We start from the raw sequence: 18,080 nt of genomic DNA, 5'->3' as shown, positions 1-18,080 counted from the left end.
CGCCCAAGGTCACAGCGTCTCCTGTCTCTACTCCGCTCAGTTCCGCTGTTCCACTTGCTGTCGCTGCATCCGTTCCGTCGTAGGCTTTGTTGTTGCCTGTCAGACCCGTTACCGTCAACGCCTTTGCCGTAATATCCGCACTCAACGTTGGCTGGGTCAACGTGTAGTTGCCCGCATCGTCTCCGCTAATCGTATAACCCGTGGTGCTGATCGTGATATTTGTTCCAACAGCTGTCTGAGCAAACGTGAAGGTAGGTGTGCCGCCCAAGGTCACAGCGTCTCCTGTCTCTACTCCGCTCAGTTCCGCTGTTCCACTTGCTGTCGCTGCAGTTGTAGCATCGTAAACCTTATCGTCTCCGGTAAGTCCGGTGATGGTAAGTTCCTTAGCTGTAATATCAAAATTAACGTCCTTAGTTCCACTATAATTCCCTTTACCCGTGATCGTCACGGTCGCTGTACCCACATTGATGTTGTCGCTGAAGCTCAGCGTGTAGTCGGTGTTTTCTACCAGCGTTGTGCTGCCGTCCTTCACCACTACCGTCGGCTCGATCGCTGATCCTGTATAAGTCTGATCAGAAATGGCTTCAACAGTCAAGGTGGAAATATCTACAGTAGCGGGACCATAAAATGCTATATTCTGAAAGTCCATATAGCGTCCCGTGTTATCCGTATAGATATAAAATCTAAAGGTGATCGGAGCAGAGATATTAGTAAATCCGGTCAAATCGAATGAAACAGAATTCAATCCAGTGGATGTACCTGCCGGAGTTTCATTGGTATATAAATCAGCCGTGTAACTATCCAAACTGGACCGAACAAACCATCCTCTTGTAGCGGTAGTACCACCGCGACTGAAATCTACTGAGATGGCATCCAAATCCAAGGTATTCTGTGGCGTAAGGACAACCTCAAAATACCAATCATTCGCTAATGCATCTGCAGAACTTGCATTTGCAATTGAACTTCCAGGACCGGTCTTTAGAACCTGCACACTTCCTGACCAACTATCCGTACCAACACTAAACAATCCAAGACCCGGTCCAGCGGAAATAGACCCGGAAGAAAGTATCGATGTAACTAAAACATCAGCGTTTAACCCACTATTGCCATCTGAGGAGTTGTCTAAAGGATAGCTTAAGACAACTGTATAATCGATAAGGGTTTTAACAGCTAATCCAGTTGCGTTGGCCTGTAAAGCCGGAATAGACACTGTGTTTTCTGCAACTACATAAACATCATAGTCGGTTAATGCATCGAGCCCTGTAATAGTAAAGGTATGATCAAATGATCCCGAAGACAGCAATTGATTACCGGAGGTTAAAGCGGCACTTCCAGAGGCATTCAGGCCTGACTTTACTTGGGCTGCCGTAGGTACGCCTTCCCATCCTGGAACTACCACAAAGTAAACAGTTCCAGCTACATCAATATCCACATTGATATCAAAGCCAACTGTTGTGACGTTTGAAACCGCTGGGGTAGAATTCTCAAACGCAGGTGGGATGTTTGTTTCTCTAAAAAATGCATAGGTTCCAAAAACTGCTGGCGGAGAAGAAATCAATGTAAGATCCGTGGAAGAATCAATTCCAAAGCGAACATTTTCAACACCTCCCACTTCTGATGTAACTCCCGTACTTTCAGATTCCTGTCCAGAATACAAGAGCGCACGTGCTCCAGACTCGACCGTGATGGATCCGTTATCTGTAATCTTGATATTTCCATCACCGGCAGTACCCGCAGCAGCATCTTGATCTGCATAGAGTTTGACTGCATCCCCAGAGGAAAGCGTAGAAACAATCGGCTCTGTTACCAAAAGATCTCCTGAAAGGGTAGACAACACAATGGCACCTGAGGATGTGATTCCACTAGGATTTACCGTAGCGATGGTCAAGCCATCCGCTGCATCCACATAGCTCAGGCTTCCCAGCTTAGTGGCATTATCACCCCCCGCTATCGTAGCCACGTTATTAGATGTATTGGTCAGGGTAAATGTGCCTGTGCCATGCAAGCCCAATCCACTTGCAGTAAGGGCAGCTGTTTGGCTAACTGCCCCGGAGGCGTGTAGATTGATATCATCATTGGTTGCGGTCAAGGCTCCATTCAACGCCAAATCTCCCCCATATAGGGTAATCGGACCGGCAATGGTTTGGGCATTTGCTACTGTAATATCCGCGGTATTGCTTGCTTTACCCAAAGTCAGGCCTGTTGCAGTACTGGAAATCGTTGCACCGCTTAGCGTGAAGGTGTTCTCAAACGAATCGGCCACCGGCTGAATGCTTACTGTTCCGCTGGTATTTATTGCCGAAGGTGCAATGGCTGCATCAAATAATATACGATCCGCATTAAAGACTAGATCGGAGGAACTGCTGGCTACGAGCGTACCGTCAGCCCCAAATTGGATTCCATCAGCTATGGAGGGCCTAAAATAAGTGCCCGTATAATTGGTGCCGGTATGCCCAACTGGCATGGCATCAGTAAAGGTAATGGTACCAGAGGCAGACAGCACCTTAAGCCGATCCCCTGCTATAATGCCACGGGCATTGGATCTTGATTTACCACCCGTACCGGTAATGGTGATGTCTCCATCTTCCGTTTGGATCAATTCATTGGAGGAAAACATCACCCCCCAGATAAAGTCATCGGTCGTCGAAGCATTATCGTAGGCATTTCCATTCAAGCTAACGCTTCCTGTACCGGAGGTTTTGATTACTGCATTATTAAGCCAAATGGCTATATCATTATTGTTGGCAGTATTCGTCGTACCGGAATTTGCAAATGATGCGGAAAGGGAAATATCTCCCCCCTGAGCATCGAGGGTAGCGGTAGCACCGCCTCCTAAAGAAATCGCACGATCAGTCAGGCCCGTCCATGGGGAATTGCTTACCTGATAGGTAATATCACTTGCATTGGTTTGCACGGTGATACCGGCATTATGACTCAGTTTGGTACCCTCCATATAAATTGGAGCATCAGTACCTGTGGTCGTTAAATTCTGATTAACTGCAATCGTCCCCCCATACACTGAAATCGGACCGGCGATACTAGTGGCGGTACTTAAAGTGACATTACCGGTATTCCCAATAACTACCGGATCAGTGCCGTCCAACATACCGTCATAACGACCAATGACCAGCCCTCCCAAATTGGCGACATTAAGAATATCCAGATAATTATAATCACCGCTGAAATCAAAATTCCCACTACTTAAAACCGGATTCCAGTTCAATCCACTTGGGAAGGCACCTCCATTGGGTGCTAGGGTAAAGACACCTGTGGTCTGAAAGTCTATCGCAGTGGATCCTTGACCCAAGATCTGATTGGCTATCAAAGTAATGTTTCCTGAACCGGTATTGATGACATTTCCTGAACTAGGTACAATACCAATACCATTAACACCCCAACTCGTTCCAGCCCAAGCCAAGAAATCCCCACCATTGGTGGTGACATTGCCCGCAAGGTCTAAAGCATTGAAATTATTGCCAGGATTTCCTACCGATGGGCCGTCGCCCACAGTTAGGCCATTCCAGGTGTAAGAGCCTCCATTACTGTTTGAACCTCCTAACCAAACATGCCCTCCATTGGTGGTAATGGAGCCTGGCATATCTGTACCTCCATCATCGTTATCATTATCAAAATCCGACCAAAGCACCACATTCAAAACACCCGGTGCCGTGGCTGTAACTATACCATGCTGATTGACACGACCATGCCCTTGCAAAGTAAGCGTGCCGGTACCTCCAGTTTTGGCCACGGTAACGCCAGAGTTAATTTGTATATCCGGGGCAGCACCTGAAATGGCTTTCAAAAAGATATCCCCATCGGCAGAAGAAGTCAGGTTGGATGCAATATTCACTCTGCCCCCAAACATACTTACAGGACCTGCAACGGTAAACGGCGTATTATGCGTCACATCGAAAGTGTTGCCCGACTTACCAATCGTCAAACCACTCATGGTTTGGCTGTTTTGGTTCCAACTAAAGAAATTGGTATTGACCGCCATCCCAAAGGTTGCGCCATTCGGTTGCCAGGTTACTGCGCCATCCGTAGCGATAAAGCGGCTTCCTGCCGGAAAATCAAACCGATCAAATTCAATAAGAATATCACTGGAACTTGATTCAACAGCGGTAGAAGCTTTGGAACCCAAATAAACGTTATTGGCAAAATACAGGTATCCATTGGCTACTCCGCCCAATTGGCCACCTTTTAAGGCAATAGGTCCGTCAGCTGCCAGAACATTTAATGGTCCTCGGAAAACGGCATCAAAATAGTTCGCAATCGAGTTACCCGTATTTACTGTAATGCCTCCTCCGGAAGCAGTTGCTAAAATATTAAGGGTATTGGTTGCCTCCGTTTCAATACCGTAAGCCTGACCAGAAGCACCGCTTGAAAAACCATTCAGGGTAATTGCATTAGCCGTGGAATTAGCAGATTCTATGGTAAAAGTGCCTCCAAAATTCAAGTTCCACCACAACAAGCCTGCAATCGCATTTCCAACGGAAGTCTGGCTATAACCATCCATCAAAATAGTTCCCGTATCACTATTTATAGACCCGGTAGCGATGTTGTAGAACATAATCCCGGCCCCACCAATTTCATTTCCAACACCGACCGCCGGGGTTTTACCACGCATAATGATATTACCGCCTCCAGAATTCAGGGCTACCGAACCGTCAATGCGGATACCTTCTGGCAGATTGTTGAAATTCTGCCCCATGGCATAGCCTGAACCATCGTTGTTCTCTCCACCCAGGGTAATGTCACCTCCGTTGGTCGTTATGTTCAATCCAAAGCCCATACGAATCTGGCCATTGATGGCAGACTCCCCATCAGTGGCATCATCCACATTGGCTGCCAATAACACATCCCCACCTTGGGTGGTAACGCTTATCAGACCGCCATTTCTCAGGTGGGTAGTACCCAAAATGGAAACAGGTGCATCGGTGGTGGTACTGCTGATATTGGAAGTACCCAAGCGCACGGATACATTCGTGGTATTTTTTCCTAAAATGGTAATTGGGCCTGCATCGCTAATCGTAAGGGTATTATCAGACCCCACACCTTCTGCAGAGCCGTTCTGCTCCCCACGGATGATAATTTCCCCTCCATCGGAGTCAAGGGTAATGTTGGAACGAATATCGACCGCTTCTCCTCCATTTCCACCTCGGTACGCAAAACCATCCGGGATGCCGTCGGTAGCAGTTCCTCCATTGGCCCCATCATCCAAACCACCGGCTAAGACAATTTTACCACCTTTACTGGTTAGTATATTGGTGCCGGCTAATACAATTTCATTGTTGGCCGTGCCACTGGTACGGTTGGCAGCATTGGACCAGAGGATGATGTTTCCACCCTCTGTGGTAATATCCACACCACTATTGAGTAAGATAAATCCATTGTTATTGGTCACTCCTGCACCATCACTCACTAATTTAATCGCAGCGTTGGCAAGAGTAGATGCCAGATCAGCCTGGATGTTCAGGTTATTTCCGTATATTGATATAGGACCGGCTACCGTAAGTGCAGAGGCGATGGTAAGATTGGCTGCATTCCCTGCTTTACCTATAGTGAGGCTGGATGCGTTTTGAGCAAGTTCATAGTTAGCTGTTGCTGGCAATGTTTGTGCGACCGTAAAACTCGTACCCACAGGGACCCAGCTGACGTTTCCTGTTGTATTTACTTTGATTCCGCGAAAAGCTGCATTTGTAAAATTTGAATAAGATAAATCAATGTCGCCAGTTGCAATCCAGCTTCCATCAGCTGGAGAACCCAAGTAGATATTTCCGCCGCTGTTGTGATTGATACCCCAAGCTGCTGTATTACCAGCATCGCCGGAAATCAACACATCACCAGTTTTCGACAAAATGGAAATATGGTTGTTACCTGTTCCTGGAGCTCTATAGAAGTTGATGCTACCTGTACTATTGCTTTGCGTATTTGTGAGTACACCTTTTAAGGAGACATTTCCATCTTCGGATTCAATATTTGTTGTGCTCCAAACCGTAATCCCTCCGAAATAGGCACTTCCATTATTTCCTCCAAAAGCATCACCATACAATCCAATCGTTCCACTTCCTGTTGTGGTGAAATTTCCGTAAAATAGAATCCCATCATCATAGCTACTAACAGCTCGTCCATAAATTTTAATATCACCTCCAGAAGCGTTGACGGTTGCATTTTCCAGGACTACTGCGGCACGGCCGCCAACCCTATTGGTAGCGGCATATAAACCTGCACCCTCGGTACCGTCAAAATTTCCTCCCAAAGTAATGTTACCGCCATTAGACAAAAGACTGGTGCCTGAAAACAATCGAATGGCATGTGCACTTGGCAAAGGAGTACCTCCCGCATTAGCACGGAAGGTAATATCCCCTGCATTGGTTTCAATGGTTCTATTGGCAGCCAAAACAATATTTTCGTTGGCTTGCAGTAAAATATCGGCTTCAGAAGCGGTTGAAGTTAAGTTTTGATTGACCGTTACGATGCCGGCGTAGATGGAAATAGCTCCATTTACAGATATCGCTGCATTCCCTGTAAAATTTCCCGTATTTCCCTCGGCTCCAAAAATCAACCCGTTTCCTCCGGTTGCCACCGTAATAGCCTCACTCACGGAAACTATAAAACTGCTGGTATTACCAACCACTTCAAGCGGGCCGGTATTGGTAAGGTGATCCTGGATCACCGAGGCTCGGATGTTTGCCGTACCCGTTACAGTCATTGTATTTCCACTGATACTCCAGTTGGTTCCTGAAGTACCGGATTGGCCAGAACTGGAAATGGTGAGTGATTGTGCTATTACCGAAAAGGAGAAACCAATTTGAATTAAGCAAAGGCTTAGAAATTTACGCATGGCTAGATTTGCTATTAACACAGCAAAAATGCCTCAAGTCGATTTCTTGTTTATTAAATTGATCTCACGATATACTCATAGTATCCAATCAACATACTCATAAATTTCTCATGAATTGAGATTATTTTATTGAATTACAGTCAATTAGATATCTAATAATTTTTGAGTTAAAGATTCATCATCAGTCAGGGACAACTTCTTTCGGATATTACTCCTAAGGTTATCGATTGTGCCCACACTTCTGTTAGTGATGGAAGCTATCTCCTTAGAAGTAAAATTTAATCTGATCAAGGCAGCTATTCGCAATTCAGTTGGAGTCAAATCAGGAGCCAATTCTTTTAAGCGTAAAAAGAAGCTTTCATATACTCCTAAAAAACGGGTTTCAAATTCCTGTAACAAAAAGTCATCCTTTGAACTGGCTAGCTCACGTTGGATTTTTTTAAATCTATGAGCCTGAGTTTTCGGTAAGTCCGCAACCAGTTCCTTCAATTCCTTTGATACAGCATCTTTGGTATTCATTATTGAGACTCTCCTGATTGAGTCTGTCAACAATTCTTTCCCCTTAAGCTCTAATTCATAATTTAAACGCTGTTGTTCTTTCTGCTTTTCCAGACGCAGTAATCTGTTTTTATTGAAAATCCAAAGAATTGCAAAAACCAAAAACAAAAGGCCTAAAGTAAGAATGACTATCAAAGACTGCTGCCGCAATTTCTCTTTGGAGAGTAATATGATTTCATTTTGTTTTTTTTCTGATTCGTATTTTTCTTTGAGTTCTAGAGCCTCCTTTTGCACAGATTCATTGACTACACTATCCCTTAATATCTGAAAATCAGACAAATACTGATAGGCTTTTCCAAAATCACCTCGATCACGTTCCAACCAAGCCAATCGCTCAAATGTCAAATATTCTTCTCGCTTGGTTTTCAACTTTTTGGAAAGGGATAATGCGATGTCCAATCGAACCCTTGCCTGATTAAATCGCTTCATCTGTCGATAAAGATTCCCCAAATTCAAATTGGCAAGCATGATTCCGTATTGGATGTTATGGGTTTGACAAATAGTTTCACAAGCTAAAAAAAGTTCTTCTGCCTTTTCAAAATCTTTTTGAGCCTCATAAATATTTCCCCTATTGGTCAAATTTTGCGCAATGGACATAGGAGAATCTAATTCCTCCAAAATCTCAAACGCCAAATCGTAATAGGTCAATGCCTCAGTAAGCCTATTTTGACTTTTAAGACATACACCCAGATTGTTATACACTCCAACTAGTCCCAATTTGTTAGAAAGAGACTTATTTATTTCAAGAGAATTTAAAAGCGCTTGTTCCTGATTTTTTAGGTCACCCAATCGCCCATAAAAATACGCTATTGACGTAAAGGCATTCGCTAGACTTTGATTCTCTCCACGACTTTCGAAAATTTTAACTGACTGGATAAGCTTTTCAATTGATTCCAAATAGGATCCATCAAATTTGCTCCTGAAAGATTGAGTTACCAATAACTTCCCGTAATAAGGAGAGTCAGTGTCGATTAATTCTTCTGCCCGAGAGGACCAAAAAAGCAAAGAATCGTAGTCTCCTTTTTGATCAAAAGCTAAAGCTAGATCTAAATAAGTATTGGCTAATTGATCCTTTCCGCTATCCATTTGTAAATAACGAATTCGGTGAAGTGTAGATACTAATGAATCAAGTTTATTCGAAGACTCCAAAAATGTGGTCTGAATTAAATAGAGCTCTAATAAATGATTTTTTTCTTTTTCATTATTAAACCTCTTCTCCAGCTCGACAAACTCAATCTGATACTGATCCAGATTTTCGTTTTGCAAATCTTTGAGTCTATTTATCCTAAAAGATACTTCATCTTTAGACGTATTTATCTTGGCTTCACCAGTAAAACTAAATAGACTGTATAAATAAAGAATTAATATGACTTTAATCTTGACCACACGTTTTGTTTTATTCAAACTTAAAGATACAAGAGTCTTTAGAATGGAATTTTGAACTCAATTGTATGTTTTTGTAAATAAAAAGTATTATTTAAAGATTTTCATGAATTAAAAAAGAGATTCACGAACAAAATGTCCAGCATTATAAAAATTGTTTATGGTAAAAATGGATTAGACAGACATATTTACCTAACTGTAATTCAATTTTTAAAACAGCATATGCTAAATATTTCTTTACAAGAAAAAATATTTCAAAAGATGACTATCCTCAGCGAATAAGTCTTTCAATTTTGGATTTTATGAAATATATTAATTGTTTAAAAATTAAAATATATAGATTAAATATGACTTTTTCAGGACAAAAAAACTGTTTTTTTAACCAAGAAAAATATTTACACAACATTTACAATTAAATTACTTTCCTTTAAATCTTTTCTGATAAAAGAAAGGGGCATCTTATTTTGAATTAACTTCATGAAGGACTTTTAAAGAAAGCAAACAAGGACAAGCAATCCCATAACATATTTCAAATACCAACTATGACTTCAAATATTCAAATAAGCATATTGCTAGTTTGCTACAATCAGGAAGAATATATAGATCAATGTATTGATGGAATCCTAATTCAACAGGTGAATGAACCCTTGGAGTTGATTGTAGCTGATGATGTATCTATTGATAGCACCTTAGAGCGAATACGAGCTAAAGTTAGCCAGCTGAATTTTCCAGTAAATTTTTTACCTAGCGAAGAAAACCTAGGAATAGGGAAGAATTATTATCGTGGAGTCTCGGCTTGTAAAGGAAATTTTGTTGCTTTCTTGGAAGGGGATGATTATTGGACTGACTCACTAAGGCTTCAAAAGCATATAAATTTTTTAAAAGACAATCCACAATGCCCCATGAGTTTCAACCCATATGCAATTTTCCTTCAGAATTCAAAAAAATTAATATTTCCTAAATTAAAGGGAGGATTAAACCCCGATTTCTAAAAATCAAAAACCCTTATTCATTATAATTTAATTGGAAATCTGTCTGCTTGGGTGGCTCGAAAAGCTGCTTTGGATGAGATTCCTAAGAAATGCTACGATTACGATATTACGGATTGGTTTATGGGAATTTTTTTAGCCCAAAAACATGCCATAGCCCAGCTTAAGGAGATCATGTCTGTATATCGAATCACTTACAAAGGCCTCTGGTCCAGGCACTCAAAAGAAGATCAACACCAGATTCAAGTGATAAATGCAACACTAAAGGTTTAAGGAAGGAAACCTAGGCTTCCTTCCTTAGGCTGAATAATTAAATTAGTGTTGTCATGCAGAAATTCAATCATCTCAGCCCGGGACAAAGATATCAAATCGAAATCCTTATCAAAGAAGTATACACCCAGACGCACATTGCTGCAGTTATCGGAGTGCATAAAAGTACAATCAGCAGGGAGCTAAAACGGAATACAGGAAAGCGTGGTTTCCACTCCAAAAGCTATCAAGCAAAGGTGGCCATTAATCGAACCCGGGAACGACATCGTTTCAAACGAAAGAAAATCCGGTTCACCGAACAACTCAAAGAGCAGGCCAGAGCCTGGCTGGAACAGGACAAACTCAGTCCTGAACTCATATCAGCCACCTGGAAGAAACTCAACCAGCCGGGAGTCTCTCACGAGACGCTGTATGACTGGATATGGAAAGCCAAGAAGAGCCACCACTGGAGTCTGATCCAAGACAGAGGACTTTATAAACACCTCAGACACGGCAAAAGGAAACAGAAAAGAGGCAACTACAGACAAAACAGAGGGGTAATCAAAGAGCGTGTACCGATCGACCAAAGACCTGACTTCATTGAAAACAGGCAGCGGTTAGGAGATGTAGAAGTCGATCTGATGATGGGCAAGAACCACCAGTCGGCTTTGTTGGTCATGACCGACCGGGCCACACTGATCACCACTTTGGACTTCCTGCCATCCAAAGAAGCCGAGCTGGTCAAAACCAAAATCGAACAGCGCCTCAAGTGGGTCGGACCAAGCTGGATCAAAACCTGCACCTTCGACAATGACATGGCTTTTGCCCTGCACCATGAATTAAGGGACAAATATGGAGTCAAAACATTCTTCACAAGACCCTATACTTCACAGGACAAGGGAACAGTCGAAAACAGAATAGGACTTATTAGAGCTTTCTTACCAAAAGGAACAGACTTGAATGAAATCTCCGACCAAACCATCGCAGAAATAGAACAAAAAATCAACAACAGACCGATAAGAAAATTCAACTACCTAACTCCTAAAGAGAAATTATTATCTTACAAAACTGTTGCACTTATTACTTGAACACGGCTTAAATGTTGCCTGACAAAAAAAATTAATTTTTTAACCTCCATTCTAAAAATCTGATTTCATATTTTTCATCGACACGAAACTGAAGAAAAAATCAAGGAAATTATTAAAGATCTGCAGTCCTCTACTCCAATTATGGTTGTCTGACAAACACTTAAGATTACCAAGGTCCTGAATTCTCTGCAAGAGAAGGATACTAAATACAAAATTCCCAAGATCAAACTCATACCTTGATATTTCTTGTTTTAATCATTGGGCAAAACCAAAGAATAAGAGTAGATTATAGCCTGATAATTATACCCAATATGAACAAGGCTATTTTCCATGCGCTAGTACTTCTTGGCGCATTATTGAGCGGTTCTTCATACAGTTCCCAACCTATTGAAGAGATTAAGAGCTTGAGTCAAAATCAATTGTTGCAAAATGACAGCACGGCAAAAGACTCTTTAGACTATCCCAAGTTCAAAGAGCTTCCACTGAAACCCGAACGAGAAATCAAATTCAATACCCAAGAAGGCACCTGGATGAGTGTGGACGTTAGTCCAGATGGCAGAACTATCGCTTTTGACCTCATGGGCGATATCTACACGATTCCTATGGAAGGAGGCAAAGCTAACCCCATCACTACAGGAATGGCCTACGAGACTCACCCTCGATTTTCACCGGACGGAAAGAAAATTCTCTTTACCTCCGATCGAGCTGGGAACGATAATCTCTGGTACATCGACCTCGAGAAAAAGGATACCGTACAAGTCACGAAGGATAAAACCGGAGACGTACCAGGTGCGGACTGGACTCCGGACGGAGAGTACATTGTCGTAGCCAAGGGCCGTAGAATCACCAAGCTCTGGATGTATCACAAAGATGGAGGTGGAGGTATTCAGCTCAATCCGGATCCAAGTTCTATGAAAACTATTGATCCTTTTGTAAGTTCCGACGGAAAGAAGGTCTACTTTTCACATCGTACCGGATCCTGGAATTACAACGCCCTTCTCCCCCAGTACCAAATCGGCACTTATGACCTAGAGGAAGGGCATATCACCAGCATCACTTCCCGCTATGGTTCAGCTTTCACCCCAACCCTATCTGACGATGGAAGGTGGATGGTCTATGGCTCCCGCTGGGATGATAAGACAGGACTGGTCATTCGAGACCTAGAGTCTGGTGATGAAAAGTGGCTCGCCTACCCCGTGCAGCGAGACGAGCAGGAATCCATTGCGCCACAGGGCGTACTTCCTGCCATGGCTTTCACTCCGGATAGCAAACATGTCATTGCCTCCTATGGAGGAAAGCTCTGGAAGATTCCTGTAGATGGATCTGAAGCAAAGGAAATCCCTTTCGAAGCTGAAGTGAAACTTGCCATGGGACCTCGACTTTATTTCAATTATGAAGTCAAGGATTCAGCCAAACTAGCCACCCAAATCCGGGATGCGGTTCCATCTCCTGACGGGAAAAAACTTGCCTTCACAGTCTTAAACAGATTGTACGTGATGGATTTTCCGGATGGAAAACCTACTCGGGTGAGTGAGCATAATTTTACCGAAGCCATGCCTTCTTGGAACCCTGATGGCAGTCAACTGGTTTTTACCACTTGGGATGAAAACGAAGGAGGACATTTGTACAAAGCTTCCTTTGGCCGTAATGGAAATGTCAGCAAACTCACCACTGAAAGTGCTCTCTATATGGGTCCTGTCTGGGGTCCAAATGGAAAGATTGTGGTTTTCAAAGGGGACAAGCGCCTGATGGAAGAATCTGAAGGTCCCGGAATCAGTGGTGCAGAGTCAGTTTTGGCCTGGATTCCAGCAGCAGGTGGCTCACTACGGACGATCAAAGAAGCTAGAAATATCGGCAATGCCCACTTCACCCAAGATACGAGCAGAATCTACCTAAACGGTCCCGGCGGTTCATTGATGAGTATCAAATGGGATGGTACTGATGAAAAAACCCATGCCAAAATCACAGGAATCACGCCTTTCGGTTCGGTATTGGACCCGCATGAAAATCACGATCATGAAAGCCTCAATGACTTCCGCTACGTGATGGGCAAGCCTTTTTCCAATGCAGCGGCTCTTAACTACTGCATGCTACCGGAAGGAGCATCAGCGCAAGAACCTCAGATGCGTCCATCCAGCGCAAGCTCCATTTTTATGGCACCAAAAGGAAACAAAGCCATCGCACAGATCAATAATAATGTCTACGTCGTCACGATCCCTCAGGTGGGGAAAACACCAACCATCAATGTAGCCGATCCAAAATCAAGTAGCTTTCCTTCCAGACAACTGACTGAAATCGGCGGGGAGTGGCCGGCTTGGGAGGCTAATGGAGAAAAAATCCACTGGTCCCTTGGCAATGGACACTGGGTCTATGACTTGACCCGAGCCGAAGCTATCGAGGATTCTGTAGCAGCAGCCAAAAAATCCAAAATGCTGGCAGATGCAGACAGTGTATCTACGCTCAAAGCTAAAGGTGAAGAAGCTGTGAAATTGGCGGATTCGCTGGCAAAAGCAGAGAAAAAACGAATTGACTCCCTATTCAAAGCAGATAAGACGCTTGCGAAGGCGGATAGCATTTATAAAGCTGAGCAAAAGGAAAAAGAGAGCTACAAACCTGAGGAATTTCAGGTGAAGGTCTACTTCGATAGAGACATTCCTAAAGGAAAAATCCTTCTGAAAAATGCCCGAATTGTAACCATGAAAGGCGCAGAAGTCATTGAAAATGGGGATATACTCATTGAAGACAACCGAATTTTGGCAGTTGGGAAAACAGGCACTCTTGATTCTTCTGGAGCCGAGGTAATCGATATCACCGGTAAAACTGTCACTCCAGGATTTGTGGACACGCATGCTCACATGTGGCCAACTTGGAATCTTCACAAAAACACGGTATGGATCTACGCGGCCAACCTAGCTTATGGAGTGACTACCACCCGAGATCCTCAGACTGCGACTACCGATGTACTTACCTATGCTGACATGGTCGATGCAGGAATGATTCCGGGACCAAGAGTATATTCTACAGGACCCGGTGTAGGCTTCTGGATGTACAATCTGAAATCCCTAGAACAGACTAAAAACGTCCTTAAGCAATACTCGAAGTACTACAATACGCAATACATCAAAATGTATCTGGTCGGCAACCGTCAACACCGACAGTGGGTCATCATGGCGGCTAAAGAGCAGAAACTTATGCCTACGACTGAAGGCGGGTTGGACTACAAACTTAACATGACCCAGCTATTCGATGGGTATCCCGGTCATGAGCATGCGATCCCAATCTACCCACTTTTCTCAGACGTGACTCGAACCATTGCAGAAAGCAAAATGGCTGTCACCCCAACCTTGCTCGTGGCCTATGGTGGACCTTGGGCAGAAAACTACTTCTACACGACCGAAAGTCCTCTTCACGATCCGAAGCTCAACCGCTTTACTCCTTACACAGAGATGAATTCTAAAGCTAGACGTAGAGTAGGAAGTCTTGGTGGCTGGTTTGCTCCGGAGGATCATGTATTTGAAGATCATGGCAGAGGAATCAATGATATCGTCAAGCAGGGGGGACTTGCGGGGGTAGGGTCTCACGGTCAGCTGCAGGGGCTTGGATATCATTGGGAGCTATGGACTGTGGCAAGCGGTGGTATGAGCAATTTGGATGCATTACGGACTGCTACCATTCTAGGTGCGGAGGCCCTTGGATTGGATCAGGAGTTGGGTAGTATCGAGAAAGGAAAGCTAGCGGACTTAGTGATTCTTTCAGAAAACCCTTTGCAGAACATCCGAAACACCAATACCATCAGCCATGTAGTCAAAAACGGGCGTATTTACGATGGAAATACCTTAGATGAAATCTATCCCAACCCAAGAAAGTTGGATATCAGCTCCTGGACTAAAGAAGCCCCAAAAGTGACTACTTCGCTTCAACATTAATAGATAGAAGCCGATCCTAAGATCCATTTAGGGTCGGCACTTTCTTATAATCAAGCTCGTGAGACCAAAAATAAATAAGATCTTACTTGTTAAACTACTAAATAATTATTTTCTTAAAAGATCAAAAATTTTGATATTGAAGACTTATCTGCAATTATTGCCTTAAATAGTGAAGGTATTTTTAATTAAATCTAAAGGATGAAGCAGTCATCAAAGCAAAAAATAGATTGGGCTTCCATCCTTTCACCACAATCCTTGGTATACACCATCTGCGGCGTTGCTCTTGCGGCGATAGCCTTAGAAGCATTTATGCTTCCCAATAAATTTTTGGATGGTGGGGTGACTGGTATTGCCATCTTGGCAAATTTAGGTTTTGGGATAAATCTTAACCTACTTTTGGTGGTATTGAATCTTCCATTCCTTTTTATGGCTTGGAAAATGATCGGTAAGACATTCGCTATCCAAAGTGGATTTTCGATATTTCTCCTCACGATTGTTCTTCACTTTTTGGAGGTACCAACCGTTACCGAAGACAAAGTCCTAATAGCTGTTTTTGGAGGTTTTTTAATGGGATTAGGAATTGGGCTGATTATTCGTGGAGGAGGATTAATTGACGGTTTTGAGGTGGTTACAGAGTATTTTCATAAAAATTCTGCCCTTACTGCAAGCGAGATTACTGTCTTCTTGAACTCCTTGATCATGCTATCCGCTGCATTTGTTTTTGGAATTGAGCCCGCCATGTACTCCATACTGACTTATTTCACAGCAATCAAGACAACTGACTATGTTGTAGAGGGCTTTGAGGAGTACACTGCATTAACAATTATTTCGAAAGAACACGAATTGGTAAAAGAATTGATAGTAAAGGATTTTAAAAAGGCTATCTCCGTTTATAAAGGCGAGCGAGGTTACCTTCCTGACACCTTTCATATCCATCATCCCTGTGATATTATCATGACAGTGGTGACACGGCTAGAGGTTCATCGAATGAAGCTTGCTATTCAAGAAATTGACCCAAAAGCCTTCTTTTATGTGCAAACTATCAAAGAGGTAAAGGGTGGAGTCGTCAAACAAGTGGGAAAAAAGCACGTATGATCGATTTTGAAAAAATAAAGAAACAGATCTATCAGGATATTCTGGATCAGCTTCCCGAATACTTGACCTATCATAATCCTGCCCATACGGAATATGTCATCGAGAAGTCACTTTTCCTAGCTGATGTGGAAAATGTAAACCAGAAAGACAAGGAACTACTTCGACTTGCCGCTCTTTTCCATGATACTGGTTTTATAGAAAATCCAAAAAACCATGAGGAAATCGGATGTGGGATTGCTACGCATTACCTTGGAGAAATCGTTTCTGAGGAAGATTTAAAGAAAATCCATGGGATGATTATGGCAACCAAAATCCCCCAAAGCCCCACCAATCAATTAGAGAAAATTATTGCAGATGCGGATTTGGAATATTTGGGTACGGATGACTTCGAGCGCCAAGGAAGTGCACTTTTTGAAGAGCTCAAGCACTTCAATCCTAGTTTTTCAGAGCAGGCTTGGAATGAATTGCAACTGACATTTTTGGAAAAGCATCATTACCATACGGAGTTTTGCAAAAAACATCGAACCCCAAAAAAACAAGAGAACCTGCGATCTGTCAAAAAGACTCTTGGTTTGGTTTAAGCCTTAACAGCTTGATAAATCAGATCAAAAACCTCAGTAGGCTTGATTTTTTTGGACTTAACCAACTCTTCCGACCCTACAAATATGGGTTTGTCCTCGTCCTCCTCGGGAATTCGACCATGCGAACCTTTCACAAGTTCCGCTTCCAAAGGAATCACATCCATCAAATACCGGAATCCCAGTTTTTTCTTGAGCACCTTTGAGCCCACTTTCAATAGCGGCAATTTAATTTTCGGGTCCAAAAACAATTCCACTGGATCATATCCCGGCTTTCGATGAATATCCACGCAGCGCGCATAATCAGGTGCTTTTTCATCATCCAACCAAAAATAATATGTGAACCAGAAGTCAGAATCAGCGACCACTACCAAATCACCTGAGCGATCATGATTTAACCCATATTCCTTTTGAGCCTCCTTGTCCAAAACTTTTTCAATTCCAGGCGTATTTTCCAAGAGGCTTTTTACCTGATCATAGACTGTTTCGTCTTGAATATGCACCTGAGCGATTTGGTGATCAGCGATGGCAAATGCCTGTGAAGTGCCAGCGTCCAAGGTTTCGAGACCCAATTCATCCTTCACCTGAATCCAGCCTGCAGATCTCAAAAGCCTATTAATGTGGATGGGTTGGGAAACATTGGTAATGCCGTATTCTGAGAGAAGAATAACTTCTGTGCCTTGATTTTCGAAATAGGTGATCAAGTCTTTGGCTACCAAATCCACCTCTTCAAGCAGCTTACCGATCTTGTCGAAATCCAAACCATACTTCTGCAGTCCATAGTCAAGATGTGGAAGGTAAACCAAGTTAAGCGTAGGCTTATACCAATGATCTACTTTTTTAGCAGCTTCTGCTATCCAATCCGTAGAGGAAATATTGGCATTGGGTCCCCAAAAAGAAAATAAGGGAAACTGACCGAGCTCCTTTTGGAGTCTATCCCGAAGCTCCATCGGTTGGGAATGACAATCAGGGAGTTTTCGTCCATCAGCAGGATAAAGCGGCCGTGGAGTCACAGCGATATCAACTGAAGAGTACATATTGTACCACCAAAACATATTCGCACAGACAAAATCCGGATTTTCGGATTTGAGCTTGTCCCAAATTTTAGGTCCCTGAACTAAACGGTTTGACTGTCTCCAAAATTTAATTTCGCATTCATCCTGAAAATACCATCCATTCCCGACGACTCCATTCTCAGCAGGCATTTTCCCTGTCAAATACACCGATTGAGCGGAACAGGTCACAGCTGGTAAAACAGGCTCGATGATGGCCTTTCGCTTACTTTCTATCCAACTTTTGAGAAAAGGTGTATGCTCGCCAATTACGCGGGTTGAAAGTGCTACGATATTTAGGACGACGGTTTTTTTCAT

9 protein-coding genes are annotated in these 18,080 nt (G+C 43.0%); 6 read left to right on the top strand and 3 right to left on the bottom strand.

Translation table 11 applies throughout. The annotated features are described in order from the left end of the window. Both G457_RS0112880 and G457_RS0112875 read right to left on the bottom strand, forming a co-directional pair. Window positions 1–6,844 (bottom strand): YDG domain-containing protein (locus tag G457_RS0112880; protein ID WP_026946851.1); only part of this gene is annotated, 6,844 nt, incomplete at its 3' end. Between the two features lie 144 nt (window positions 6,845–6,988). Then, window positions 6,989–8,668 (bottom strand): tetratricopeptide repeat protein, encoded by a 1,680-nt coding sequence (locus tag G457_RS0112875; protein WP_026946850.1) that lies wholly within the window; start codon window positions 8,666–8,668, stop codon window positions 6,989–6,991. Between the two features lie 659 nt (window positions 8,669–9,327). Between G457_RS0112875 and G457_RS0112865 the strand changes: the two genes are divergently transcribed. From G457_RS0112865 to G457_RS0112840, 6 genes are all read left to right on the top strand, one after another. After that, window positions 9,328–9,777: a glycosyltransferase family 2 protein gene (locus G457_RS0112865; RefSeq protein ID WP_026946849.1), complete on the top strand. Its 450-nt coding sequence runs from the start codon at window positions 9,328–9,330 to the stop codon at window positions 9,775–9,777. A 51-nt stretch (window positions 9,778–9,828) separates the two neighbouring features. Then, window positions 9,829–10,047, top strand: a complete 219-nt coding sequence (locus tag G457_RS0112860; RefSeq protein ID WP_026946848.1) for a hypothetical protein — start codon at window positions 9,829–9,831, stop codon at window positions 10,045–10,047. A 53-nt stretch (window positions 10,048–10,100) separates the two neighbouring features. Further along, the gene (locus tag G457_RS0112855) at window positions 10,101–11,111 is read left to right on the top strand and encodes an IS30 family transposase (RefSeq protein WP_051260822.1); all 1,011 of its coding nucleotides are present in this window, start codon (window positions 10,101–10,103) and stop codon (window positions 11,109–11,111) included. Between the two features lie 311 nt (window positions 11,112–11,422). Continuing rightward, window positions 11,423–15,037, top strand: coding sequence for an amidohydrolase family protein (locus tag G457_RS21485; RefSeq protein WP_035483823.1), 3,615 nt, complete (start codon window positions 11,423–11,425; stop codon window positions 15,035–15,037). Window positions 15,038–15,235: 198 nt separating this feature from the next. Beyond that, window positions 15,236–16,132, top strand: coding sequence for a YitT family protein (locus G457_RS0112845; protein ID WP_035483821.1), 897 nt, complete (start codon window positions 15,236–15,238; stop codon window positions 16,130–16,132). Then, entirely contained in the window at window positions 16,129–16,713 is a 585-nt protein-coding gene (locus tag G457_RS0112840) for an HD domain-containing protein (protein ID WP_026946845.1), read from the top strand. The genes G457_RS0112845 and G457_RS0112840 overlap by 4 nt, the downstream gene beginning before the upstream one ends. On the opposite strand, the gene G457_RS0112835 is transcribed toward G457_RS0112840, so the two are convergent. After that, the gene (locus tag G457_RS0112835) at window positions 16,710–18,080 is read right to left on the bottom strand and encodes an alkaline phosphatase family protein (protein ID WP_026946844.1); all 1,371 of its coding nucleotides are present in this window, start codon (window positions 18,078–18,080) and stop codon (window positions 16,710–16,712) included. The two genes, G457_RS0112840 and G457_RS0112835, sit on opposite strands and share 4 nt — an antisense overlap.

The sequence above is a fragment of the Algoriphagus marincola DSM 16067 genome (assembly GCF_000429405.1).
In the GTDB taxonomy this organism is placed as follows: domain Bacteria; phylum Bacteroidota; class Bacteroidia; order Cytophagales; family Cyclobacteriaceae; genus Algoriphagus; species Algoriphagus marincola.
This window is presented reverse-complemented; position numbering and strand designations above follow the sequence as displayed.